Here is a 24,097-nt window from a genome sequence, read left to right as displayed (position 1 = left end):
TTTATTTTACCAAGCGATGATTTATTAAACAAAAAACATAAAATAACTACATTTTGTTGAAATTACGACCTACAAACTATCAAATTCAGTTGCGAATTCGGCTACCTTTTCCCAATTAGTATATTCAACTTCTGTTTTTGGGTCGGTTGGGCCATCTGTCATTTTCATAATTAGGCGGATCATCATTCTATCAAACCATGTATAACGAGGGTAAAACAGTGCTCCGGCAAAAACAGATTTCAATGTTGGCTTCCAAGGGCACGCTTCTAAAAACTTCCGCGTATATGCGTTAGTTTCTACTGTATTCTTACCTTCTTTTCTTGCCGTCAAATTTACAGCAAAAAAACCTGTTTTCATTGAGTTCAATTGATTTTGATGAGAGGTCACAAAACGTTGTAGTTTTTTATTGAAATGCCCATAACGAATGGATGCTCCTACCAATATTTTATCGTAACCTGATAAATTAAGCTGTTGGTCAGTATTTAAATCACGAATATCGCATTCACGACCTGAATTCCTCAGTTGTTCTGCTATTTTTAAAATAATTTTTTTAGTTTGCCCATCCGTACTGGAATGTAAAAGTAAATAGCTCATTATTGTTCCTAGATTATTATCATTTCTATATAGGTAATATTATTTATTAGTTGCGCTCGACTATTCACGCCAAAAAGTGGGAGTCAGTAACACTAATAAAGTGAAAACCTCTAAGCGCCCAAATAACATAGTCACCACTAGAATCCATTTCCCAGCTGGATTCATTGATGTGAAGTTATCTGCGACAGTCCCAAGACCTGGTCCCAAGTTATTGAGTGTGGTCGCTATTGCTGAGAACGCAGAAAACTCATCAACACCTGTTGCGATCAGCAATAATAAGCTAACAACAAAAACAAGTGCATAGGCAGAAAAGAACCCCCAAACGGCTTCAATTATTCTTTCTGGTAATGCTCTTTGCCCCAGTTTGATTGTGTAGACTGCATTAGGATGAACTAAGCGTTTTAACTCACGCGAACCTTGTAAGAAAAGTAACAAGATACGAATAACTTTTAACCCACCACCTGTCGAGCCTGCACACCCCCCAACAAATGCAGCACATAATAGAAGCATTGGTAAGAAAAGAGGCCATCCCGAAAAGCTATCCGTTGTAAAACCAGCCGTCGTTGCCATTGAAACAACTTGGAAGAAGGCTTGGTCAAGCGTTTGACCAAAACTACTATAAACAGAATGAAACATAAGCACTAAAGTACAAATGACCACTAAGACAAATTGGAAACTTATGAACATTCTAAATTCGGGATCGCGCCAATAAATTCCCAAACTACGTCCGGTTAATACAGCAAAGTGCAAACCGAAGTTACAACCAGAGATAATCAGGAAAATACCAATAATAGTGTTAATCGCAGGGCTGTTGAAATAACCAATACTGGCATCATGAGTTGAAAACCCACCGATAGCAATGGTTGAAAAACTGTGAGAAATGGCATCAAAAACATCCATTCCGGCTATCCATAAAGCCACCGCACAAGCAATTGTGAGTAGAACATAGATAAGCCATAATGTTTTTGCCGTCTCTGCAATACGAGGGCGCATTTTATTGTCTTTCAAAGGACCCGGCATTTCTGCGCGGTATAGCTGCATTCCCCCAACGCCCAAAAGCGGTAAGATTGCAACTGCGAGTACAATTATCCCCATCCCCCCAAGCCATTGAAGCATTTGCCGATAAAACAAAATAGCTTTGGGCAAGGAATCAAGCCCTGTTAGCGTTGTCGCACCAGTTGTAGTCAAGCCTGAAAAAGATTCAAAAAAAGCATCAGTTACCGAAAGATTGGGTCTTTCCGAAAAAATAAACGGCAATGCCCCAACGCTTCCCAGCACAGTCCAAAATAAAACAACAATAAGAAAACCTTCTTTTGCTTTAAGTTCGTGCCGGCTATTACGGGTTGGTAGCCACAAAAAAAGGCCAATTAGCAAAGCAGTGACAAAAGTCTGGCTAAAAGCTCGCCCTGCACCATCTCGATAAATTAGCGCAACAATACCAGGAATAACCATGGTAAAAGAAAAGATGATGACAAGCAGCCCGACTATACGGGTTATTGCACGAAAATGCATTCGGCAGGTTCCTTGATAAAACTGTTTACTATTCCGATTCTGGCGTGAGCGTTAAGGCTCCACGACTTACATCGCGTAATTTATCATTGACCTCCTGCTCAAGAGTAGCAGGAATTGCAATTTGTAAAGAGACAGTTTCATTATAATCACTGTGCAAAACCGTGCCATTCACTTGAACAAGCAGTTGTTCAATTGCATTAATCAATGAATAGTCACACTCTAAGTTAAAGATTTTTTGTGGTACTTTTATCTTTGTGGGTAATATTTTTAATGCTTGCTGGGCACCATTTCCATAGGCTTTAACGAGCCCCCCCGTCCCTAGCTTTATTCCACCAAAATAACGCACGACGACACAGGTAACCTCCCCTAGGTTGCTACCTAATAGTTGCGCCATAATGGGCTTTCCTGCTGTTCCTGTCGGTTCCCCGTCATCAGAGAACCCTAACTTTTGTGAATCATCAGGCCGGCCAGCAACAAATGCCCAGCAATGGTGCCGGGCATCTGGGTATTGAGTTTTAATTGATTGAATATAATCTTTTGCCGCTTCAATACCATCTGTATGAGCTAAATACGTAATAAATTGGCTTTTTTTGATCTCTTCTGTAAAAGAAATAGTTTCAGCCGGTATTAAATAAGGTTTCATTAACGTAAATGTAAGTCTCGAGTCATATTTTCAATACGATTTGCGTGGATCACAATATTATCTTCAATACGAATACCACCGTAAGGTTTGAAGAACTCGATTTTATCCCAATTAAAGTGCTGGCTAAACTCCCCATTTCTCCATTCAGATAATAGAGATTCAATGAAGTAGAGCCCAGGCTCGATAGTTAATACCATTTTAGGTTCTAAAACACGAGTACAACGCAAGAATGGATACATTTTAGGAGCCGCGAGATGTGTACCACTGTCATCTTGCATAAAACCAGCAGCATCATGGACTTGTAAACCAAGCGGATGCCCTAAACCGTGAGGCAAAAATGGCGTTGTTAAACCACTTTCCACCATTGACTCTTCACTAATACCTTTAATAATATCATGTTTAGTCAGTATCTTAGCAATTCTATGATGCATATCTACATGATAGTCTGTGTAGCGTACACCCGCCTTGATTGTATCAATTAAAGCGAGCTGTTCCGTATTGACATCCGCAACTAATTCAGCAAATTCATCTTTCCCTTTTGCAGCATAAGTTCTCGTAATATCAGCAGCATAACCGTTATATTCAGCACCTGCATCAATAAGAAAGCTGCGTAATTCGTTCGGTACCGTTTGCTGTAGTTTAGTGTAATGCAATACAGCTGCATTTTCATTCAGTGCAACAATGTTACCATAAGGGACATTGGTATCTCGATGTCCGGTTGATTGTAAATAACTGATATTAATATCAAACTCACTCATTCCTGCGCGAAATGCTTCAAGAGCAGCGAGGTGCCCATTTACAGCCATTTTTTGCGCTTCACGCATGCAGTAAAGTTCATAATCTGTTTTATAAGAACGATGATAATGATAGTAATCTAAAACAGGTTTGGGATTGATATTATGTAGCGAAATACCTAATGACTCAGCCCTTGCAGTTGCAGAACCAATATAAGCCACATTTTCTTTCGGTAGACTTGCTAGGAAGGTTTTAATGTCATCTGCATTTTTTAAATGGATTAACTCAATATCTTTGGTCCAAAAACTGTTCGGCAGTGGTTCAACACTATGCCAATAATCAACAGGTGAATAAAACCATAGCTTAGGCTTATTTACGCCATCAACTAATAACCATGAGTGTGGAACATCAGTGACAGGTACCCACGCTTTGAAATGAGGATTAACTTTAAAAGGATAGTCGCTATCGTCAAGAAAGATGCGTAGGGGTTCACCCGAATGAATCAATATGGCATCTAATTTGCTGCGCTGTAAAACTTGCTGAGTTCTGTTTTGTAACGTTTTAATGTGTTCAGCGTAGAGTGCAGTCAGTTTTTCCATTTCTTTCAACCTTTCAGCATTAATTAGAAAAATCAAGCTTACCACGTTCTGTTATTAACGGATATGCACTCTGTTGCAAACCATCATTAATCATTTGATATATAATACCTTTATCATTTAAATCATTAATTATTTCGCTTAATTGCTGTGACCAACCTTCCATTTTTGTTATTAAAAGTTTGCAATTAATTAACATTCTAGTCACACTCACCTCATCTGGTCGTACCAGATAACACTACCACGTAGAGGAGAGCAGAATGCTTTATCAAAGTGACACTATCTATATTCAATGGTTGAAACAAGGGATTGCAGAACTGGTTTTTAACTCACCAGGGCCAATTAATAAATTGGATACCCACACCGTTGCTTCACTTGATGAAGCCGTGTCTGTTCTTGAGCAACAAACCGAGCTGCAAGGTGTAATTTTCCGTTCTGATAAACCCGCTTTTATTGTTGGCGCTGATATCAAAGAATTTCTTTCACTCTTTGAAGCGTCAAAAGAAACACTAAGCGATTGGTTGCACTACGCTAATAGTATTTTTAATCGCATTGAAGACCTACCTGTTCCAACGATTTGTGCCATTAATGGCTATGCATTAGGTGGTGGCTGTGAATGCATTTTATCCACTGATTTTCGTATCGCTTCACCTGATGCTCGAATTGGGCTTCCTGAAACAAAACTTGGGATCATGCCTGGCTTTGGTGGGTCCGTTCGGCTTCCTCGATTAATTGGTTTGGATAGCGCATTAGAAATTATTACTGCGGGTAAAGATGTCGATGCCTCGCAAGCTTTAAAACTAGGCCTTGTTGACGCGGTTGTTAATACAGAAGCTCTCGCACAGTCAGCGCTGCAAGTCATTGAATCTGCAATTGCTGGGGCCTTCAATTGGCATAAAAAACGTCAACCTAAGCTTAGCCCTCTACAATTGAAACCTATTGAGCAAACGATGAGTTTCAATGTCGCTAAGGGGATGGTGTACAAGGTTGCAGGCAAACACTATCCAGCGCCTATGACTGCTGTAAATACGATTGAAAAGGCAGCAAATTGCACTCGTGATGAAGCCTTGAAGCATGAAACAGCTGCATTTGTTCCTCTAGCGCATAGTGATGTTGCACGTGCGTTAGTGAATATTTTTCTAAATGACCAACAAGTTAAGTCAAACAGTAAAAAAATCGCACAACATGTTGATATTCCAACGTATGCTACCGTATTAGGTGCAGGGATTATGGGCGGAGGCATTGCTTATCAATCTGCCAGTAAAGGCGTACCTGTCTTAATGAAGGATATTAATGTTAAGTCATTAGACTTAGGGATTGAAGAAGCACAAAAGCTATTAAATAATCAATTTGAGCGTGGGAAAATCACCGCAGCGAAAATGGCGGCAACCTTATCATCTATTCATCCCTCATTATCTTACAACGGGGTGGAAAATAGCCAAATCGTCGTCGAAGCCGTTGTTGAGAACCCGAAAGTCAAAGCCGCTGTATTATCTGAAGTTGAGTCCTTAGTAACAAGTGAAACTATACTGGCTTCAAATACATCAACTATTCCAATTTCAACCCTCGCAAAATCACTAAAACGCCCAGAAAATTTCTGCGGTATGCACTTTTTTAACCCAGTGCATCGGATGCCATTAGTTGAAATTATCCGAGGAGAACAAACTTCTGATAACACTGTTGCCAAGGTTGTTGCCTACGCCAATAAAATGGGGAAAACCCCTATTGTTGTCAATGACTGCCCTGGCTTCTTTGTTAACCGGGTACTTTTTCCTTATTTTGCGGGCTTTAACTTACTGTTACAGGATGGGGCTGACTTTAGAGAAATAGACAAAGTCATGGAAAAAGAGTTTGGCTGGCCAATGGGGCCTGCTTATCTTCTTGATGTTGTTGGTATTGATACTGCTTTTCATGCAGAGCAAGTTATGGCTCAAGGTTTTCCTGAACGAATGGGGAAAAAAGGCAAAAATGCCATCGATGTGATGTATGAACAACAACGCTTTGGTCAAAAGAATGGCCAAGGGTTTTATCAATATGAAAAAGATAAAAAAGGGAAACCGAAAAAAATTAATGACCCTAGGGCTGATGAATTACTTGCTACTATTTGCCCAACAAAGCGCACTTTCACCAAAGAAGAAATTATTGCTCGAATGATGGCTCCTATGATTAACGAAGTTGTTCGTTGCTTAGAGGAAGGTATTATTCAAAGCCCTTCAGATGCAGATATTGCTTTAGTTTATGGTTTAGGCTTTCCACCATTCAGAGGAGGGGTGTTCTGCTATTTAGATACCTTAGGCTGCCAGTCTTACTTAAAAACGACGGAATCTTTACAGCATTTAAGTCCTCTATATCATGCGCCTAATGGCTTAAAAGAAAAAGCGGCTACCAATGCAAGATATTACCCACAGCCACCTGTAGTGGCGATTGATGTCAAAAAAGTTGCGAGAGGTTAATTTTATGGAAAATGTCGTCATTATTGATGGAATACGTACACCAATGGGCCGTTCAAAAGGTGGGGTATTTCGCCATGTTAGAGCTGAAGACCTTTCTGCACACCTCATGAATGCGATTTTTGAACGTAATCCAAACGCAAGTAACAAAGAATTGGATGACATCATCTGGGGTTGTGTTCAGCAAACACTGGAGCAAGGGTTTAATATTGCTAAAAATGCAGCATTACTCACGGATATACCTCATACGGTTCCTGCCGTTACAGTAAATCGCCTTTGCGGTTCATCAATGCAAGCAATACATGATGCGAGCCGGTTAATTATGACGGGTGATGCAAAATCAGTACTCATTGGTGGAGTGGAGCATATGGGTCACGTACCAATGACTCATGGTATAGATTTCAACCCTAAACTGACTTTACGAGTTGCTAAAGCCGCAGGCGCTATGGGACTGACCGCTGAAATGCTGGCCAAAATGTATAAAATTAGCAGGGAAGAGCAAGATGCATTTGCATTAAGGTCTCACCAGCTTGCAGCCCTAGCAACGGAAAAAGGGAAGTTCAATAACGAGATCGTTCCAATTAATGGCCATGATGCCACAGGTAACCTCATTTCAGTAAATTATGATGAAGTGATTCGCTTTGATGCAAGCTTGCAAGGTTTAGCGGCTCTTCGCCCTGCCTTCGACCCTGTTAGTGGAACGGTGACCGCAGGTAATTCATCTGCTCTATCTGACGGTGCGTCCGCGATGCTACTGACCAGCGAAAGTTATGCCACTCAGCAAGGAATTAAACCACGAGCTAAAATACGCGCAATGGCCGTTGTTGGCTGTGATCCATCAATCATGGGATTTGGGCCTGTGCCAGCAAGTGAGCTCGCTTTAAAGCGAGCAGGACTAACTTTAAATGATATTGATATTATTGAATTAAATGAAGCTTTTGCGGCACAATCTATTGCATGTCTAAAAGGCTTGAAGCTATCAGAAAACCAATTAGATGATAAAGTAAATCTCAGCGGAGGGGCTATTGCACTTGGCCACCCTTTGGGATGCTCAGGAGCAAGAATTTCAACAGCTTTGCTTAATCATTTAGAACAAAACGATAAACAGTTTGGTTTAGCCACCATGTGTATCGGGTTCGGCCAAGGTATAGCCACAATTATCGAACGAGTTTAACAATTTATTTTTAGTTTTCGCAAACATTGTATTTTGTCGATGTTCCCGCCTAGTCAGGGGCGGGTTTTTTTTGCCTCTTTCTAGCCAAATATCCACAACAAGTTTAACCCTCATAGTTCGGGTTGTAGGTAGGCGGCAAATGAATGAGACCCTACGAGCATACAAAAGTATGTGACTAGGGCGAATGAATGAAGCCAACACCCCTACAATTCGAACTAGGACGGGTTAAATGAATTCATAAGCATCACCGAATAACTGCTCCGGTTTACCTCCGCGCTCATTACAAAACCGTTCTCTAGCTATTTTCGCCATTTCAAAACGGCCTGCAATATAGATATCATGGCCTGATAAGTCACCGAAATCTTCTAGCACTGCACTCAGAACCGTTCCTGTTCTGCCTCGCCATAGTTCATCTGGTTGCTCTACAACTGGTGTGATCTTTAAATTAGGATAGTTTTCACTAAGAGCCTGTAATTCGCCAAGATCGTATAAGTGCTCCAATTGACGACCACCCCAATAGAAAGTGATATCACGATTCGGGTTTTCAGCTAAAGCCGCAAGCAATACTGAGTGGGTATAGGAAAAACCTGTCCCACCAGCAATTAAGATCATGGCATTACTGCTATTTTCTCGAAACCAAGCTTTACCATGTGGGATGTCGATATCAATACGTTTTTGATCCAAAATTCTATCCATTACTGCCATTGCATATAGATTGATTTCAGAAGCACCGATATGTAACTCAATAGTTTCTTTATTATGAGGAGTTGAAGCCATTGAAAATGGTCGTTTGTCACGCTCATCCATCACGACCATTAAATATTGGCCTGCTTTAAAATGAAAAGGACCATCTGGCAACAAAATCACCCGATAAACCGTATCCGTGATAGATTCAACAGATGTTACTTTACAGCTTAAAGTTGCCATGGTTTCCCTCTTATTTTTTGTCAAAAATATTTAATTGTTCCCAAATATCATCAATGCGAGATTTAACGCTCTCTGTCATTACGATAGGACGCCCCCATTCACGATCTGTCTCACCCGGCCATTTATTGGTGGCATCAAGCCCCATTTTTGAACCCAGCCCAGACACAGGGGAAGCGAAGTCGAGATAATCTATTGGTGTGTTTTCCATCATCACGGTATCACGAGCAGGGTCCATCCGAGTTGTAATTGCCCAGATAACATCTTTCCAGTCCCGTGCATTAATATCGTCATCACAAACAATAACAAATTTAGTGTACATGAATTGGCGCAGGTATGACCAGACCCCCATCATGACCCTTTTGGCATGTCCTGCATATTGTTTTTTCATTGTCACAACGGCAAGACGATACGAGCACCCTTCAGGAGGAAGATAAAAATCAACAATTTCAGGAAATTGTTTTTGAAGAATGGGAACAAGGACTTCGTTTAACGCCTCCCCTAATACTGCGGGCTCATCTGGTGGCCTTCCCGTATAAGTTGAATGATAAATTGCATCACGACGCTGAGTCACATGAGTCACAGTAAATACCGGGAAACTGTCTATTTCATTATAATAACCGGTATGGTCACCATAAGGACCTTCGGGAGCCATTTCACCTGGCTCAATATACCCTTCTAAAATAATTTCAGCGCCAGCGGGAACTTCAAGGTCATTCGATATGCATTTAACAACCTCGGTTTTATTACCACGTAATAACCCCGCAAAAGCATATTCTGACAATGTGTCAGGGACCGGTGTTACCGCGCCTAAAATGGTTGCTGGGTCTGCACCCAGGGCGACTGCAACAGGAAATTTTTCACCGGGATGCGCTTGGCACCATTCTTGAAAATCCAGAGCGCCACCGCGATGAGACAACCAACGCATAATGACTTTATTTTTTCCAAGAACTTGCTGACGATAAATACCTAAGTTTTGCCTTTCTTTATGTGGGCCCTTAGTTACTGTCAGCCCCCATGTAATTAAAGGAGCGGCATCTTCAGGCCAACAATGCATAACTGGGATTTTTGTAAGGTCAACGTCTTCACCGGCCCAAATTTGTTCCTGGCAAGGCGCAGAGCTTAGCCGTTTTGCAGGCATGTTCAGCACTTGTTTGAATTTTGGTAGTTTATCGAAAAGGTCACGAAAGCCTTTCGGAGGATCAGGCTCTTTTAGGAAAGCAAGTAATTTGCCTACATCATGTAAAGCTTTTATGTCTTCTTGCCCCATCCCCATCGCAACACGTTTAGTTGTTCCAAACAGGTTACACAAGACAGGCATGTTATAGCCTTTGGGATTTTCAAATAATAGGGCCGGCCCCCCTGCTCTTAGTGTGCGATCTGCAATTTCAGTCATTTCCAAATAGGGGTCGACTTCCATTGTAATGCGTTTTAGCTCGCCTTGCTTCTCAAGTTGCGAGATGAAATCTCTAAGGTCACGGTATTTCATTATCTTCTTTTACTGTTACAGGGGGAGTCCCATTATAAGACGTCCGGCCAAGGTTACAAGTTACTGTCTATACCCTTAATCCTTCAAGTTACAGCGCTTTTCGTTGAAGTATAAGTGACTACGCTCAGCTAGCCTAGCCGAGTCACATAGTTTATCTATGCTCTTCACCTATCTTCCCTTGTCGCCGTCCTGTAGCTCAAATTATTTAGGGTATAAAATACTTTAAAATCAATCTTTTTCTGGTTTAGTATGCCATTTTACTGGCAATCAAAAGGGACTAATTTTTCTAATAGTAATGTATTAAATTGCTCTGAGAATGTTTTATTATGCTGAAATAGTTTAAAACCTTCATCTTTTCCGCTGAAATAATGAAGTTCATTACCTTTAATTTGTAACCCACTTCCTTCCCTGAGCGCAACAACAACTTCATGAGGATTAATCACACAAAATTCTTGTAATCGTTCATCACGAGTTTCGCCCATATGACCAGAAATATGAGCATCAATATAATGAGGGTTAATTTGTAATGGAAATAGCCCCAGAGATGGCATAATTGCAGCATTACTAACAGGCATATCATTCGTAGTACGGATACTTGGAGTCGCTACATTACATCCTGCACTCCAGCCGATATATGGCACACCACGCTCACGAACCGCACGTTGAATCGCAACTATCAACCCATTCTCATGTAGGCATTTATTCAACCACCAAGTGTTACCACCACTCACAAGAATACATTCTGCCTGCTCAATCGCTTCCACAGGACTAGAAAAGTGCTCAATAGACGTAACTTTTATTCCCAACGCATCTGAAAGCTGTTCTGCTCTTTCGTCATGTGAACCGCGAAGAACTGCATACGGAACCAAAACTGCTGACTTTATGTTCTTACGAACAATCATTTCTTTGATTCGAGGTAAGGCGTAGCTGAGCCATACCGGGTTGCCTGGTAGCTTGCCGTTACTCAACAAAAAGATATCCATTATGTCTCCTACTGATTTGGTTTTTGCATTACAGTTATCATAAGACTATATTCGGTTAATATAGACCTAAGCATATCAATAATATGGTGCTGTTCTTCATTAGTCACATTGTTATGTCGTAATTTGTTATCATAAACATAGTTTTGTCAGATGGAATTCAAAAAAATGGAAAAATGGTATTTGCTTTATTGCAAACGCGGCCAAATTGAACGGGCTATGGAGCATTTAAACCGACAGAATGTTGTTTGTATGACGCCCATGACTGAAATGGAAAAGGTGGTTAGAGGGAAAAGGGTGACAGTGCAAGAAGCCTTGTTTCCAAACTACTTATTTGTGAAATTTGATCATAATGAAATTCATACGACAACTATCCAATCAACAAGAGGGGTTAGCCATTTTATTCGTTTTGGCCAATTTCCGACGGAAGTCCCCGAAGAAATTATTGAGCTATTACAACAAACCCCCGTTAGTTATTCCGTCGCACCAGATATACCAAAACATGGCGACCAAGTGACAATTACCGAAGGTATTTTCGCGGGAGTACAAGCTATTTTTGATGAGCCTAATGGAGAGTATCGTTCTATTCTTTTACTGAATATTTTAAATAAAAGTGTACCTAAAGTGGTTGATAATACGCAATTTAAAAAAAATACAGATTGAGCTTTTTAAGCAATGAAAAGCCCTTCTTAAAGGGCTTTTCACCTTTTTGCATTGCAAATTAAAGATAATTTAATGCAAATCAAGACTCTTCTTTTTCTTCTTCCTCTGCCCCTTCTTGCCGGTTTCTACCTTTACCAACATAGAAATTGGATAGTAAAACTCCGAGCTCGAAAAGCAAATACATTGGAACAGCAAGCAAAGTTTGAGAGAGTACATCTGGCGGCGTTAAAAACATCCCAACGATAAATGCCCCAACTAAAATATAAGGACGTTTACGTTTCAGGGATTCCGGTGTAGTCACGCCTGTCCAACACAGTAAAATAATTGCAATAGGTACTTCAAATGCCGCACCAAAAGCCATGAATAATGTCATGACAAAACTAAGATATTTACTGATATCGGGAATAAAATTAACGCTATCTGGGGTCGTTTTAACAAAGAAACCAAATGCGAGCGGAAAAACAACGAAGTAGGCAAATGCCATTCCCAAATAAAACAAGAAACTACTTGAAACAAGCAAAGGCAACATGAGTTTGCGTTCATGCTTGTATAAGGCAGGTGCAATAAAAGCCCAAATTTGATAGAGAATAACCGGTATCGACACAAAAACCGAAACCATCATTGTCAATTTAATTGGGGTAAAGAATGTTGACGCCACATCCGTCGCACTCATTTGCGAACCTACTGGTAGCTTATCAATCAAAGGGGCTGCTACCAGCCGATAGATATCATTTGAAAAATAAGCAAGCGCAGCAAAAACAATTAAAACTGTAATTAAACAGTTTAACAGCCGTTTACGAAGTTCAATGAGGTGGCTAATAAGTGGTTGTGTATCATTTACAGCCATGTGTTATTTTTCACTTTCAGTTTGATTAGAGTTTTTTACTTTAGCATCGAGTGATTCTACTGTTTTCACGGCAACTGAATCTTCTGGCTTTTCATCCTCAACAACAGCCGCCATTTTAGCAGCATGCTCAGGGTTTGGATCAGACTCTTCAGGTGGCTGCTGAGTATTATCTTTCGCTTCCTTTACAGCACTATCGTAACTGTCAGTGATCTCTTTTGCTTTGTTTAACTCTGTTTCAATATCATTGGTTGTCGCTTGGTAATCGCTTTTAAGCGATTGTGCCGCTGTACGCAGTTCTTCCATTGACTGCTTAAGTTCAGGAGAAAGCGCTTCTAAATTAGCTTTTTCTTCCACCTTTTTCAGCGTTTCTTGCAGCTCCTGCAGCTTTAACTCTTGCGATAACTCGTTTTGTACATTTGCAGCCATAGAGCGCATCGCACGGATCCACCCAGCGACAGTTCTCACTGCCACTGGTAACCGCTCAGGGCCTAATACAACGAGACCAATAACTGCAATAAGCAACAGTTCACTAAAACCTATGTCAAACACGGTTTAACCCTGCTCTTTGTTTTTGCTCTCAACTGGGCTTTCTTTCTTTTCAGCAGCCTGTTGTTCAGTAATATTTTTAGGTGCGAAGTCAGCATCTTGCTTTTCTTGTTCTGCTTTTGCTTTTTCGTCATCACTCATTGCTTTTTTAAAGCCTTTGAGTGACTCACCCAAATCTGAGCCTAAAGAACGCAATTTTTTGGTGCCGAAAATTAAAATAATAAGTAAAGCAATGATAATGAGTTGCCAAGGACTACCGAAAGCAGCCATTGCAATAGTTGATTCCATTGTTAATACCTCTATATAGTTTTGGGATCAATTGTTATTAGATCTATTATATACAACCAACACAAAATACGGAAATGTTCACAGCCTTATAAACTTGTCGCAAAACAAAGTTTACTTAATTTCCGCCGGTTTTACACCAACCAAACAACCAAGACAGTGCACCTGCCACCATAAATACAATTCCAAACGGTGTGAGATTAGAAATGAGGAATAGAGTCCCACAGAGAATAAATGTAGCACCGATACCTAAAAGGTACTGAGATTTACGCTGCTTATTACGCTGACTTTTCAGTTGTTGAGTTAGTTGATCGATATTTGATTGTAAGTACTTATGCTGCCGTAATGCACCATAAATTAAATCCGGTATTTCAGGCATTTTTTCTGCCCAATAAGGTGCTTTTTCTTTTAATGCCTGAGTAATTGCAGGTATCCCTACTTGGCTATGAACCCAGTCCTCTAGAAATGGTTTTGCGGTTTTCCAGAGATCAAGCTGTGGGTAAAGCTGCCGTCCTAAGCCTTCTACATACAATAATGTTTTTTGTAATAATACCAACTGTGGTTGAACTTCCATGTTGAAACGACGTGCTGTATTAAATAAATTCAATAATACTTGCCCAAACGAAATTTCAGCTAATGGTTTTTCAAAAATAGGCTCACATACGGTACGGATAGCAAACTCAAAGTCTTCCACATTTGTGTCTGAAGGAACCCAGCCGGAGTCAACGTGCAGTTCTGCTACCTTACGATAATCACGATTAAAAAAAGCAATGAAGTTTTCTGCCAAATAACGCTTATCTTCTTTGTTTAATGAGCCGACTATCCCACAGTCTATCCCTATGTATTTAGGGTCCTCTGGATGATCGTAACTAACAAAGATATTTCCTGGATGCATGTCAGCATGGAAAAAGCTGTCGCGGAAAACTTGTGTAAAGAAGACCTTAACACCACGCTCTGCCAGCAGTTTCATATTCGTTCCCTGCGCTTTAAGCGCAGTAATATCGGAAACTGGGATCCCGTAGATACGCTCCATCACCATCACGTTTTCACGGCAATAATCTGGATATACCTCTGGTATATACAGCATGGCGCTATTTTCAAAGTTACGACGAAGCTGAATGGCATTTGCCGATTCACGGAGCAAATTCAGCTCATCGATCAAGGTTTTTTCGTATTCACGCACGACTTCTTTGGGTCTTAATCGCCGCCCATCTGGCAGCAAAGGAACCCAATTTGCAATGCGATACATTAACTTAATATCGGCTTTAATAATTGGCAGAATATCAGGACGAATAACCTTGATGACAACATCTTTACCATTTTCTTTTAACGTTGCGGTATGCACCTGAGCAATAGACGCAGAAGCTAAAGCTTGTTCATCGAAGTCATCAAACCACTGCTCTAAAGGCCCTTCGAGAGATTCCTCAATATAGCCTCGTGCCAGTTTGCCATCAAAACTTGCCACTTTGTCTTGCAATAGCGACAATTGATCTGCGATTGCAGGTGGGAAAAGATCTCGGCGAGTCGATAGCATTTGGCCAAATTTGATCCAAACTGGCCCGAGTTCTTGAAGGGCGAGACGAAGTCTTTCGCCCAATGTTTTGTCTTTATGCTTATTTTTAATCCAAAAGAAACCTAAGCGACCTATTCTTAATGGTAACGTTAGTTTAGTTTTGGGGATTAACTCATCTAATCCGTAAGAGAGAAAAACCCGAATAATGAAGTAAAGTCGTTTTATTTCACCGGGTGTCATTCTTCTCCTCCAACTGGCTTAAACGTTGCTCAAGTGCACTCATTGAATTTTCTACTTGCTCAACTTCATCACTAAAATGAGCAAGTTCAAGCTGGCTAGGCGCCATCTTCCATTCTTCAATTATTGCGTCTTTGATATACGTTTTTTGCCGTTTTACTAAATGAGATGCAAGACAAGCACCTTTATTCAGGAACTTGCTAAGACCTTCTGCCGCAACATCACCAATGTAAGGTGATAGATAATGAGCAGGATTCCAAATTGCTAAGTCAAGTAAAGAAGACCAGTGCTGTACAATTTGCATATCCCCTTCAATCACGATATCACCACGATTGATAAGTTGAGATAATTGCTGTTTGTCTTTCAATTTAACTAGCGTAAAGATGGATGTTTTAATGGTACAGTCCGCAGGCTCAACCCACTGGCTTAACACATCAACATGATTTTCAGCAAAAACGAGTGTTAACGTTTTATTCAGTTCTTTAAGTTCAATAGCCATAACCTTGCCGGCCAAGCGCATTCTAGCTGGCTGTAGAACTTTTTCTTTAAACAACATGTGGTTAAGAGAGGTTTCCATCAATGCTGTTATCAAAGAATACAAAACTGTATTTTGATTTTCGGTATGTGTTGATGGTGCTTCCATCTTAGAATTTAAACCCTTTATGCAATGCGACAATTCCACCTGTCATATTAGTGTACGTCACCTGTTCAAACCCTGCATTTTCCATCATACCTTTTAGTGTTTCTTGGTTTGGATGCATACGGATTGACTCAGCTAAATAGCGATAGCTATCGGGATCATTAACGATCGCCTGACCAATACGAGGAAGTATATGGAATGAATAGGCATCATAAGCTTTATTCAGTGGCTCAATAATTGGCTTGGAGAACTCTAACACCAATAAGCGCCCACCCGGCTTTAACACTCGGAACATAGAGCGTAGCGCTTTGTCTTTATCGGTGACATTACGCAAACCAAAAGAGATAGTAATGCAATCAAAATAGTTATCAGGGAATGGCAGTTCTTCTGCATTGGCTTGTACATAATTAACATTACCAACAATGCCTAGGTCACGTAATTTCTCACGCCCCATTTTTAGCATTGAATCATTAATATCTGCGAGTATGACCTCACCTTTTTCACCGACTAAACGTGAAAATTTAGCGGTTAAGTCACCCGTTCCACCTGCAAGGTCAAGTACTCGTTGATTACGACGCACCCCACTCGCTTCAATGGTAAAACGCTTCCAAATACGATGGATACCGAATGACATCAAATCATTCATTAAGTCATATTTTGATGCTACTGAGTGAAAAACATTCGCTACTAGGCCAGCTTTATCTTCTTTGCCGACAGTACGGAAACCGAAATCAATGGTTTCTTTAGTTGGTTCAGTCATTTCTCTTATGCCTGCTTATCATTCAAACTTTTGTAGGAAGTGTAACAGTCTTTGGGCCAAAACCCTATCAGAAGTCTAAGATTCCGCACAATTAGACGTATCTGATCGCTCAACCAATTGGGGCTGGATAGGTTGTTTAATTTCGACCCCAAGCTCTTTAAAACTTTCCGCCTGGCTAATTAAATTTCCACGGCCTTCGGCAAGGCGTTTCATTGCCGATAGGTAAGTATTATTTGCTTTATCAAGACTGGTGCCTAAAACCTGCATATCATCCACAAACAAGCGCAGCTTGTCATACATTTTCGCTGCTCTATTTGCTATCTCCTGGGCATTTTGCCCTTGGCGTTCATACCGCCAAATATTATTAATTGTCCTCACCGCCACTAACAATGTCGAAGGACAAACTAACATAATATTCTGTTTAATTCCTTCATCAAGTAACTCAGGAGCTTCTTTCAAAGCCAGTAAATACGCAGGTTCAATAGGGATAAACATTAAAACGTAATCTAATGAACGAATTCCCGGTAACTGATGGTAATCCTTGCGGCTTAGCATACGCATGTGATTGCGGATAGATGCCACATGGTTTTTTAACGCCTGTTGCTGTTCATGTGGATCTTCGCTATTGAAGTACTGTTCATAGGAAACCAACGACATTTTGGCATCAACAACCACATCTTTCCCTTCAGGAAGATGGATAATCACATCCGGTTGATAGCGGCTATTATAACTTGTATTAATGCTAACTTGGGTTTCAAACTCACTTCCTTCACGTAAACCTGAGACTTCGAGGATCCTGGTAAGAATAGTTTCCCCCCAGTTTCCTTGAATTTTGTTATCCCCTTTCAAGGCTCGTGTCAGGTTAACCGCTTCTTTGGTCATTTGATTATTGAGCTGCTGTAATTGCCGAATTTCATAGGCTAAAGTGTGGCGTTCTTTCGCTTCTTCACCAAAACTTTGCTGAACTTGCTGACGAAAACCTTCTAATTGCTCACGAAAAGGTGACAGCATCGCCAATAGGCTTTTTTGTTGTTGCTCTGATGCACGACGCTCATTTTGTTCAAAAATACGATTTGCTAAGTTTTCGAATTGTGCTGTCAGCCGTTGTTCGCTATTTTGTAAAATTCGCTGTTTTTCTTCGTTGGCTAGCTGGTTCTGTTCAAAACGAGTGATAACTTCGCGAAGCTCCGCTTCTTGTTCTCGGTTAATATCCCTTTGAGTGCGCAATTCTTGATCTAGCCTGTCATACTCTTCTTTCCATTGCGCAAGGTGGATGTTTTTTTCGTCACTTGCAGCAAGTTGGCGGTTGAGTTGTTGTAGTTCCTGATCTTTTTGCGCAATTTTTTGGGCAATAGAGAACCAAGCGGCTAAACCACCAACTAAAACGCCACTCAACGCACCAATAACTGCATATAAAAGAGAGGTATCCACGGTTAAATCCTTACTTTACAAAGTCTAGTGTAAGGTAATGGGATACTGTATAAGTGTCCAGAGGTAATTTAGCCATCGAAGAAAATTTTGCGAAGCACTTCGCAAGCTTAGCCTATCCAACTTGCGAACCATTTCAGGCCGAGCGCTCCCGGCGCTAAAATACCAAATGCCCAAATCATCGCAGAAGCGATATTCGCAAGTTGGAAATGCCGTTGTGGCATGGCGCAAATCCCTGCAACCAAGGGAACAATAGCTCGTAACGGCCCGAAGAAGCGCCCAAAGAAAATTCCCCAAATACCCCATCGGTCAAAGAAACGCTGCCCTTTATCGATCATTTGTGGGTTACGAGAAATCGGCCACATATGGCGTACATTTTCTTTGTAATGATAACCAATCCAATAAGAGAGCCAGTCCCCAAAGAAAGCACCGAGAGCTGCTGCTAACCATATTGGCCAGAAAGTAATATTACTTTCACCAATTAAAGCGCCAAGCGCGAGTAAAATAACCGTTGCTGGTAACAGGAGTGACAAAAATGCCAAAGATTCCCCAAACGCCAAAAAGAAAATAATAGGAAGCGCCCATACTTCATGTTCGCGTGTAAAGTCCGTCACTATGGTGACAATTTCATTGAGTGTCACGGTCAGTTCCTTTCATTAGGGAATAATCAGAATACTGTAGCGAAAAAGTGGTAAATCAAGATTAAACAAAGCAGAAACATTTTTAGAAAAACTAAGTTGTGGATACGGAAAAATGGATTATCCACAACTCATCTTACAGTAAGTGAAACTTAGTCCAAAAACTGACTCTGCAGTGCTTCTCGTTGTTGCCTTCCTAAGCCAAAATCTTTTTCTAGCCATTGGTCAACATTGCCATAATGGCTTTCAATACTGTTTAGAGCCGTTCTTAAAAAGTCTTCACGTACCGAATAGACATACTCAAATTTTTTCACAATGCTTTCGTCCATCGTTTTTGCATGTTCTTCGAGTAAATGCTTGCGGTATGGTGCAAGTGTTTCATTAGTCAGTAAGTAATCTTCCATTACAGTGTCTAAATCTGCACCTAAAGCAAATAATACTAATGCGGACCCGACGCCTGTACGGTCTTTTCCTACCGCACAGTGTTGTACGATACCACCTTTTTCTGGCTGTTTGAGTAAATTGACCAATTGGTGATAAGCAGGATTGTTCAGTGGTAATAATTCATATAAACGGAACATAAAAGCTTGCGGGTCAAATTGTTCTAGTATTTCAGGCGTGAGTTTATCTAAATTTGCTGTGACCTCTTTTGCTAACGGATTTGCTGGCGCATGCACATAATGCGCGCCTTGCCAAATGACATCAGGCTTATCTAAGATTTCAGCTTCATCACGATAATCAATGATTTGGAAAAGATTTTGTGAACGTAGAACAGCTTCGTCCTCTTGGGTCAATCGGTCTAACGCACCGGAACGAAACAGTACTCCAGGCTTGATCTTCCCACCATTAGCGAGTTTTTTACCACCAAGATCGCGGAAGTTAATACCGCCTTTTAAAGGCAAAACAGAAGGATGAAGATAAGGTGTTGTTGACATAATAATTCCTTTTCGCCCTACAGCTTTCATTCCAGTTAGCAATAAAACAAATGTAACCTGAACAATTTAAGGGCACATAATATTGATAATTGTTTTTATGACAATAACAGATCTAGCGAATAAGAGGATCAGAATATTTCCTGTAAATTGATTAACAATTGTAACATTTATAAAGGAAATAAAGAGAAATAAGAGGTATGTAAAAGGACTAAGCCCGCTTACTTTTTGTCCACAACCGAGTGAAAGTCAAGTAAACGGGCCAGTAAATCACGGACTACAGTAAGCGGCGTGCAGCTTCAACCACAATACTTAATACGTTACCTTCAGTTTTCTTCAGTAACGCTTCATTTGGAATTTCTTGTTGGGTACGATTTACGATAACACCCGCAACCATACCAGCACGTAACCCTTTACTACTAGAACACATAGTCAGCAATGTGGCTGATTCCATTTCGTAGTTCATCACGCCCATGTCTTGCCACTCTTTCATCGAACCTCTGAAATGACGCATCACACGGCCAGTATAGGTATCATAACGCTCTTGACCTGGGTAGAAGGTATCAGATGATGCAGTTACACCAACATGAACGGTTGCACCTGCATCTTTCGCTGCGGCATAAAGCGCATTGGTACAATCAAAATCGGCAACTGCTGGGTATTCTAATGGCGCGAAGTGTTGGCTAGCACCGTCTAAGCGAACTGCTCCAGTTGTCACTAAAACATCACCGACATTGATATCTTCTTGGATTGCACCTGTTGTACCAATACGTAAGAAAGTGCGAATACCAAGCTGCGCAAGTTCTTCGACTGCAATAGACGTTGATGGGCCACCGATACCGGTTGAACAAACAATGACGGCTTTTCCGTCAACCTCACCACGCCAAGAGGTGTATTCACGCAATGACGCAAGGTGTACAGGGTTATCCATCAGACGTGCAATTTTTTCAACACGGTTAGGATCCCCAGGAACAATCGCTACGGTCGCACCCTGTAAGTCACTTTTCTTTAAACCTAAGTGGAAAACGTCAGACATTTCAAACTCCTTTACACAATGGCATCATTAAATCAGTCAATACTGATTAATCGTTATTTATAATATAGCGATAAAGCCATAATTTTTTAGTGATGAATGTCACTTTTAATGAAAACATTAAAAGTTTAATTTCATTATTAAGTGATTTATATCACATTTATTCATTGATTTTATTTCTCTTTAAAATCCATTGTCATCAGTATAGATGAAAGTTTGATATAACGACAAAAGCGCCCCTGATTGCTGGGCGCTTTGATTATTTGGCAGAACTAAAAATAGTAACGCTATATTAGAGAATTACATCAAGAACGAGGACACCAACTAGACCTATTGCCCACGCAATGGTGGTCGGAATAGACCAAACAATGATTTGCTGTTTAACGTCCTTAATTCCCATCATTCTGTTCACAACCCAATACAGGCTGTCGTTAAAGTAACCGAAGAACAGAGACCCCATGGTTGCCGCTTGCGCTGCGACCAATAAGTTAATATCAGGTATTTGGCTAATGATTGGTGCAGAAATAGATGCTGCGGTAATCATTGCTACTGTACCCGAACCTTGAATCAAACGAACCAACGTCGCGATGATAAACGGAATCAATACAGGTGTAATTGGCAGATTTGCTACATGCTCAGCAAGAATGTTTCCTGTGCCACTATCGCGCAGTACCGCGCCTAATGCACCACCAGCCCCCGTAACAAGCAGAATAATACCGGCTGCTTGTAAGCCTTCTTCCATACGGTCGATGACTTCTTCTTTCGTTGCTTTTGGCATTAATGTGTAAACAGAGATCAACACACTAATTGATAATGCAATAATGGGTGCGCCTAAAAATTCAAATGTTTGGAAATACCAATTGCTTTCCATACCTTGGAAAGATTCTGTTTTAAGAATTAATCCATTAATTGCATTTATGAAAATTAACAAAATAGGCGTAATAATCGGTAAAAGCGATAAGAACAGGCTTGGTAATGGTTTATTCGCTTTTTCTTCCATATAACGAGCGTGAACTTCTTTCAGGTCTTCACTACCCGTTTCATCTGGCATAAATTCAGGGTATTTAGTCCCTAACCATTTTGCGTAAAGAACAATACCGATAACACAAGGAATAGCGAGGCTCATTCCTGCCAGGATCATTGCGCCAACATCGACACCAAAGATCCCTGCCACGCCTAAAGGCCCAGGTGTTGGTGGAACGGTGTGGTGTGTCACCACTAACCCACCAGCGAGTGCAACGCCTAAAGTTAGTATGCTACGTTTACCATTTTTGGCTAATGCTTTTGCCAATGGGTATAAAATCACAAAAGCGGAATCAACGAAGATAGGAATACTGACAATATAGCCGGTAATTGCCAACGCCCATTCTTCACGTTTTTTTCCTAACCATTTGATAAAGCTATAAGCGATCTGTTCAGCAGCACCTGAAACTTCCAGCACCCTTCCCATCATTACCCCGAGTCCGATAACAATACCGATGCTACCGAGTGTTGACCCAAAGCCTTTTGTAATGACTGTCACTGTCTCTGCTGCGGTCAAACCACCGGATATACCCGCGATTGCTGCGGCAATTAGCATTGCTAATAACGCATGAACACGCGTTCGTAATACTAAGAAGATCAGGACAAATATGGCCACTGCGAGGCCAATAACAGGAATATAGGACATAGGCTATCTCCTACTTAGACGAACCGTGGTGGGTGATAAACGAACGGATCGCATCACCAAACGAGCCATCTGCACGAAAACCGAGATCCAATGCACGGCTGATATCAAATTTGCCCGGCCAGCTCGCCACAATACGGTTAATGGCTTCATCAGGCTCAAAGCGAATAAGATCCACAGCTTCTTGGCCTGCAACATCACGCAGAGCATCGATCATACCTTGGACGGTAACGGTGATTCCTGGCAGGTTCACCGTGCGTGATTTACCAAATTTTTCAGCAGGGATACTGACCGCATGAATAAAGTTGTTAATCACAGTTTCAGGGCTAGATAACCATAACGCGAGATCAGGGGAAACAGGACAAACACTTTCAACCCCATTTAATGGCTCACGAATAATGCCACTTGCGAATGAAGAGGCGGCTTTATTTGGCACACCCGGACGAATACTAATGGTTGGTAAACGCATCACACGGCCATCAACAAAGCCTTTACGTGAATAGTCATTCACCATCAATTCACACATAGCTTTTTGAGCACCATAGGACGATTGTGGGTTAACGACACACAAGTCTGTGATGACATCAGGTAGCTCACCACCAAACACAGCGAGGGAGCTGGTGAACATAAATTTGATTGCAGGGTTCTTGGCACGAGCGACTTCCAATAATTGACGAGTGGCTTCAAAGTTAACCTTCATACCCAAGTCAAAATCACTTTCAGCGTGGCTACTTACGATAGCTGCAAGGTGGAAAACCACATCGGTTTGTGCATCAATCAGTTTATCAGCCGCCCCTGCTTGCGTTAAATCTAACGCGACGCAACTGACTCTGGCATCTTCAACCGGTGATGTAGGGCATTGAATATCGGCTAAAACAAGGTGGTCAAATTTTAAACCCTGGCTATTTTTAAGCAAAGCAGCGGCTAGCTGCTGGCCCAGAAAGCCTGCGCCACCAGTAATAATAACTTTCATTGTAATTCTCCTTGCTATAGCCTTTTAACTGGCTATGCAGTTTTAGGTAAGATTATTTATGTTTTATGTCTTGATTAAATGAAGTTTTATGTTTTGTTCTGTTATCCGCTGCACCACATCAGTTGGCAACTGATCATCACAAATGATGTCGTGCAATTGATTCAATGGGCAAACACGAAACATGCCATATTTGCCGAACTTACTACTGTCTGAAACCAGCACACAACGGCGAGCAACATCCAATAGCGTTTGTTTTATCTGAACCTTTTCCTCATGCGGGGTAGAAACCCCGTGCTGCAAATCCCATGAACTGGTGCTGATAAAAGCAATATCAACATTGAGGGTTTTCAGCATCATCGCAGCCGTATTTCCTACACTAGAATGGTTACGTTTATCCACCAATCCCCCGGTGTGGTATAGGTTTAGCTGCGACTTATTCATTAAGTACTGCATAATCGAAAAATCATTAGTGACAATCGTTAAGTTGAAACGCTCGCCGAGTACGCGTGCTATCTCAAAGGTAGTTGTTCCCGCATCGAGATACACCACTTGCCCATCTTCAACTAGTGAGCTGGCAAACTGGCCAATTTCACGCTTATGGCGATGATGTAACCGCGCTTTTTCACTCCAAGGTAACTCTTGGCGCAGCACATCATTTAACTTAACGCCACCACTAATACTGAGTACCTTCCCTTCTTCTTCTAACATCCGAATATCACGTCGCACTGTCATATGAGAGACATTCATTAGCTCAACCAAGTCACTGATCGATACGGTTTGATGTTCATGCACGTAACGGTAAATAAAATCACGACGCTCAGAAGGGAGCATAGGTTCTC

The 24,097-nt window shown here is 41.1% G+C and carries 24 protein-coding genes; 3 read left to right on the top strand and 21 right to left on the bottom strand.

From position 1 onward, the window contains the following. Nucleotides 1-69: 69 nt before the first annotated feature. The 5 genes from hemG to PSF31_RS09660 are packed head-to-tail and all read right to left on the bottom strand — an operon-like array spanning nucleotide 70 to nucleotide 4,288. Nucleotides 70-594: a menaquinone-dependent protoporphyrinogen IX dehydrogenase gene (hemG, locus tag PSF31_RS09680; RefSeq protein WP_096865117.1), complete on the bottom strand. Its 525-nt coding sequence runs from the start codon at nucleotides 592-594 to the stop codon at nucleotides 70-72. A 60-nt stretch (nucleotides 595-654) separates the two neighbouring features. Next, complete coding sequence (gene trkH / locus PSF31_RS09675; protein WP_096865118.1) at nucleotides 655-2,106, bottom strand: Trk system potassium transporter TrkH; 1,452 nt, start codon at nucleotides 2,104-2,106, stop codon at nucleotides 655-657. Nucleotides 2,107-2,134: 28 nt separating this feature from the next. After that, complete coding sequence (locus PSF31_RS09670) at nucleotides 2,135-2,749, bottom strand: IMPACT family protein (protein ID WP_096865119.1); 615 nt, start codon at nucleotides 2,747-2,749, stop codon at nucleotides 2,135-2,137. Continuing rightward, the gene (pepQ, locus tag PSF31_RS09665) at nucleotides 2,749-4,083 is read right to left on the bottom strand and encodes a Xaa-Pro dipeptidase (RefSeq protein WP_096865120.1); all 1,335 of its coding nucleotides are present in this window, start codon (nucleotides 4,081-4,083) and stop codon (nucleotides 2,749-2,751) included. The genes PSF31_RS09670 and pepQ overlap by 1 nt, the downstream gene beginning before the upstream one ends. 19 nt (nucleotides 4,084-4,102) lie before the next feature. Next, a complete protein-coding gene (locus tag PSF31_RS09660; RefSeq protein ID WP_141395924.1) occupies nucleotides 4,103-4,288 on the bottom strand; it encodes a hypothetical protein in 186 nt (61 codons plus the stop codon). 52 nt (nucleotides 4,289-4,340) lie between these two features. Between PSF31_RS09660 and fadB the strand changes: the two genes are divergently transcribed. Next, a complete protein-coding gene (fadB, locus tag PSF31_RS09655) occupies nucleotides 4,341-6,533 on the top strand; it encodes a fatty acid oxidation complex subunit alpha FadB (RefSeq protein WP_096865121.1) in 2,193 nt (730 codons plus the stop codon). A gap of 4 nt (nucleotides 6,534-6,537) precedes the next feature. Then, a complete protein-coding gene (gene fadA / locus PSF31_RS09650; RefSeq protein WP_096865122.1) occupies nucleotides 6,538-7,704 on the top strand; it encodes an acetyl-CoA C-acyltransferase FadA in 1,167 nt (388 codons plus the stop codon). A gap of 225 nt (nucleotides 7,705-7,929) precedes the next feature. Here the strand turns inward: fadA and fre are convergent, their stop codons facing one another. The 3 genes from fre to pepE all read right to left on the bottom strand — a co-directional run bounded on the left by fre (nucleotide 7,930) and on the right by pepE (nucleotide 11,100). Continuing rightward, nucleotides 7,930-8,631, bottom strand: coding sequence for an NAD(P)H-flavin reductase (gene fre / locus PSF31_RS09645; protein WP_036958308.1), 702 nt, complete (start codon nucleotides 8,629-8,631; stop codon nucleotides 7,930-7,932). 10 nt (nucleotides 8,632-8,641) lie between these two features. After that, nucleotides 8,642-10,117 carry a 4-hydroxy-3-polyprenylbenzoate decarboxylase gene (ubiD, locus tag PSF31_RS09640; RefSeq protein ID WP_004260801.1) on the bottom strand — a complete coding sequence of 492 codons (1,476 nt, stop codon included), beginning with the start codon at nucleotides 10,115-10,117 and terminating at the stop codon, nucleotides 8,642-8,644. A 257-nt stretch (nucleotides 10,118-10,374) separates the two neighbouring features. Beyond that, complete coding sequence (gene pepE, locus PSF31_RS09635) at nucleotides 10,375-11,100, bottom strand: dipeptidase PepE (RefSeq protein WP_096865123.1); 726 nt, start codon at nucleotides 11,098-11,100, stop codon at nucleotides 10,375-10,377. A 165-nt stretch (nucleotides 11,101-11,265) separates the two neighbouring features. Here pepE and rfaH point away from each other — a divergent pair, with 165 nt between their 5' ends. Further along, nucleotides 11,266-11,760 carry a transcription/translation regulatory transformer protein RfaH gene (gene rfaH / locus PSF31_RS09630; protein ID WP_036958310.1) on the top strand — a complete coding sequence of 165 codons (495 nt, stop codon included), beginning with the start codon at nucleotides 11,266-11,268 and terminating at the stop codon, nucleotides 11,758-11,760. Nucleotides 11,761-11,839: 79 nt separating this feature from the next. On the opposite strand, the gene tatC is transcribed toward rfaH, so the two are convergent. The 13 genes from tatC to PSF31_RS09565 all read right to left on the bottom strand — a co-directional run bounded on the left by tatC (nucleotide 11,840) and on the right by PSF31_RS09565 (nucleotide 24,089). Beyond that, nucleotides 11,840-12,607 carry a Sec-independent protein translocase subunit TatC gene (gene tatC, locus PSF31_RS09625; RefSeq protein ID WP_004260806.1) on the bottom strand — a complete coding sequence of 256 codons (768 nt, stop codon included), beginning with the start codon at nucleotides 12,605-12,607 and terminating at the stop codon, nucleotides 11,840-11,842. Nucleotides 12,608-12,610: 3 nt separating this feature from the next. Next, nucleotides 12,611-13,156 carry a Sec-independent protein translocase protein TatB gene (gene tatB, locus PSF31_RS09620; RefSeq protein ID WP_004260808.1) on the bottom strand — a complete coding sequence of 182 codons (546 nt, stop codon included), beginning with the start codon at nucleotides 13,154-13,156 and terminating at the stop codon, nucleotides 12,611-12,613. 3 nt (nucleotides 13,157-13,159) lie between these two features. After that, complete coding sequence (tatA, locus tag PSF31_RS09615) at nucleotides 13,160-13,441, bottom strand: twin-arginine translocase TatA/TatE family subunit (RefSeq protein ID WP_096865125.1); 282 nt, start codon at nucleotides 13,439-13,441, stop codon at nucleotides 13,160-13,162. A gap of 115 nt (nucleotides 13,442-13,556) precedes the next feature. Continuing rightward, the gene (gene ubiB / locus PSF31_RS09610; protein WP_004260814.1) at nucleotides 13,557-15,191 is read right to left on the bottom strand and encodes a ubiquinone biosynthesis regulatory protein kinase UbiB; all 1,635 of its coding nucleotides are present in this window, start codon (nucleotides 15,189-15,191) and stop codon (nucleotides 13,557-13,559) included. Then, complete coding sequence (locus tag PSF31_RS09605; protein WP_094961391.1) at nucleotides 15,178-15,831, bottom strand: ubiquinone biosynthesis accessory factor UbiJ; 654 nt, start codon at nucleotides 15,829-15,831, stop codon at nucleotides 15,178-15,180. Before PSF31_RS09605 ends, ubiB begins: the two co-directional genes overlap by 14 nt. Before the next feature lies 1 nt (nucleotide 15,832). Beyond that, nucleotides 15,833-16,588: a bifunctional demethylmenaquinone methyltransferase/2-methoxy-6-polyprenyl-1,4-benzoquinol methylase UbiE gene (gene ubiE, locus PSF31_RS09600; protein WP_004260818.1), complete on the bottom strand. Its 756-nt coding sequence runs from the start codon at nucleotides 16,586-16,588 to the stop codon at nucleotides 15,833-15,835. A gap of 75 nt (nucleotides 16,589-16,663) precedes the next feature. Beyond that, the gene (gene rmuC / locus PSF31_RS09595) at nucleotides 16,664-18,019 is read right to left on the bottom strand and encodes a DNA recombination protein RmuC (protein ID WP_096865126.1); all 1,356 of its coding nucleotides are present in this window, start codon (nucleotides 18,017-18,019) and stop codon (nucleotides 16,664-16,666) included. A 107-nt stretch (nucleotides 18,020-18,126) separates the two neighbouring features. Next, nucleotides 18,127-18,657, bottom strand: coding sequence for a DedA family protein (locus PSF31_RS09590; RefSeq protein ID WP_004260821.1), 531 nt, complete (start codon nucleotides 18,655-18,657; stop codon nucleotides 18,127-18,129). A 149-nt stretch (nucleotides 18,658-18,806) separates the two neighbouring features. Continuing rightward, complete coding sequence (locus PSF31_RS09585; RefSeq protein ID WP_096865127.1) at nucleotides 18,807-19,589, bottom strand: tyrosine-protein phosphatase; 783 nt, start codon at nucleotides 19,587-19,589, stop codon at nucleotides 18,807-18,809. A 274-nt stretch (nucleotides 19,590-19,863) separates the two neighbouring features. Beyond that, nucleotides 19,864-20,622 (bottom strand): uridine phosphorylase, encoded by a 759-nt coding sequence (gene udp, locus PSF31_RS09580; protein WP_004260826.1) that lies wholly within the window; start codon nucleotides 20,620-20,622, stop codon nucleotides 19,864-19,866. Nucleotides 20,623-20,911: 289 nt separating this feature from the next. Beyond that, the gene (locus tag PSF31_RS09575; RefSeq protein WP_004260831.1) at nucleotides 20,912-22,288 is read right to left on the bottom strand and encodes a GntP family permease; all 1,377 of its coding nucleotides are present in this window, start codon (nucleotides 22,286-22,288) and stop codon (nucleotides 20,912-20,914) included. A 10-nt stretch (nucleotides 22,289-22,298) separates the two neighbouring features. Beyond that, nucleotides 22,299-23,258 (bottom strand): D-erythronate dehydrogenase, encoded by a 960-nt coding sequence (denD, locus tag PSF31_RS09570; RefSeq protein WP_004260834.1) that lies wholly within the window; start codon nucleotides 23,256-23,258, stop codon nucleotides 22,299-22,301. 63 nt (nucleotides 23,259-23,321) lie between these two features. Beyond that, the gene (locus PSF31_RS09565; RefSeq protein ID WP_004260836.1) at nucleotides 23,322-24,089 is read right to left on the bottom strand and encodes a DeoR/GlpR family DNA-binding transcription regulator; all 768 of its coding nucleotides are present in this window, start codon (nucleotides 24,087-24,089) and stop codon (nucleotides 23,322-23,324) included. Between the last annotated feature and the right edge of the window lie 8 nt (nucleotides 24,090-24,097).

The sequence above is a fragment of the Providencia sp. PROV156 genome, assembly GCF_028480905.1.
Lineage (GTDB): Bacteria > Pseudomonadota > Gammaproteobacteria > Enterobacterales > Enterobacteriaceae > Providencia > Providencia hangzhouensis.
This window is presented reverse-complemented; position numbering and strand designations above follow the sequence as displayed.

Coding starts and splice junctions, on each gene's coding strand:
- tatC (WP_004260806.1), bottom strand. CDS start 12,607: ATGGCTGTAAATGATACACAACCACTTATTAGCCACCTCATTGAACTT.
- fre (WP_036958308.1), bottom strand. CDS start 8,631: ATGGCAACTTTAAGCTGTAAAGTAACATCTGTTGAATCTATCACGGAT.
- pepE (WP_096865123.1), bottom strand. CDS start 11,100: ATGGATATCTTTTTGTTGAGTAACGGCAAGCTACCAGGCAACCCGGTA.
- rfaH (WP_036958310.1), top strand. CDS start 11,266: ATGGAAAAATGGTATTTGCTTTATTGCAAACGCGGCCAAATTGAACGG.
- udp (WP_004260826.1), bottom strand. CDS start 20,622: ATGTCTGACGTTTTCCACTTAGGTTTAAAGAAAAGTGACTTACAGGGT.
- pepQ (WP_096865120.1), bottom strand. CDS start 4,083: ATGGAAAAACTGACTGCACTCTACGCTGAACACATTAAAACGTTACAA.
- PSF31_RS09670 (WP_096865119.1), bottom strand. CDS start 2,749: ATGAAACCTTATTTAATACCGGCTGAAACTATTTCTTTTACAGAAGAG.
- denD (WP_004260834.1), bottom strand. CDS start 23,258: ATGAAAGTTATTATTACTGGTGGCGCAGGCTTTCTGGGCCAGCAGCTA.
- tatA (WP_096865125.1), bottom strand. CDS start 13,441: ATGGAATCAACTATTGCAATGGCTGCTTTCGGTAGTCCTTGGCAACTC.
- fadB (WP_096865121.1), top strand. CDS start 4,341: ATGCTTTATCAAAGTGACACTATCTATATTCAATGGTTGAAACAAGGG.
- hemG (WP_096865117.1), bottom strand. CDS start 594: ATGAGCTATTTACTTTTACATTCCAGTACGGATGGGCAAACTAAAAAA.
- trkH (WP_096865118.1), bottom strand. CDS start 2,106: ATGCATTTTCGTGCAATAACCCGTATAGTCGGGCTGCTTGTCATCATC.
- PSF31_RS09585 (WP_096865127.1), bottom strand. CDS start 19,589: ATGTCAACAACACCTTATCTTCATCCTTCTGTTTTGCCTTTAAAAGGC.
- ubiB (WP_004260814.1), bottom strand. CDS start 15,191: ATGACACCCGGTGAAATAAAACGACTTTACTTCATTATTCGGGTTTTT.
- PSF31_RS09575 (WP_004260831.1), bottom strand. CDS start 22,288: ATGTCCTATATTCCTGTTATTGGCCTCGCAGTGGCCATATTTGTCCTG.
- PSF31_RS09565 (WP_004260836.1), bottom strand. CDS start 24,089: ATGCTCCCTTCTGAGCGTCGTGATTTTATTTACCGTTACGTGCATGAA.
- ubiD (WP_004260801.1), bottom strand. CDS start 10,117: ATGAAATACCGTGACCTTAGAGATTTCATCTCGCAACTTGAGAAGCAA.
- PSF31_RS09605 (WP_094961391.1), bottom strand. CDS start 15,831: ATGGAAGCACCATCAACACATACCGAAAATCAAAATACAGTTTTGTAT.
- ubiE (WP_004260818.1), bottom strand. CDS start 16,588: ATGACTGAACCAACTAAAGAAACCATTGATTTCGGTTTCCGTACTGTC.
- fadA (WP_096865122.1), top strand. CDS start 6,538: ATGGAAAATGTCGTCATTATTGATGGAATACGTACACCAATGGGCCGT.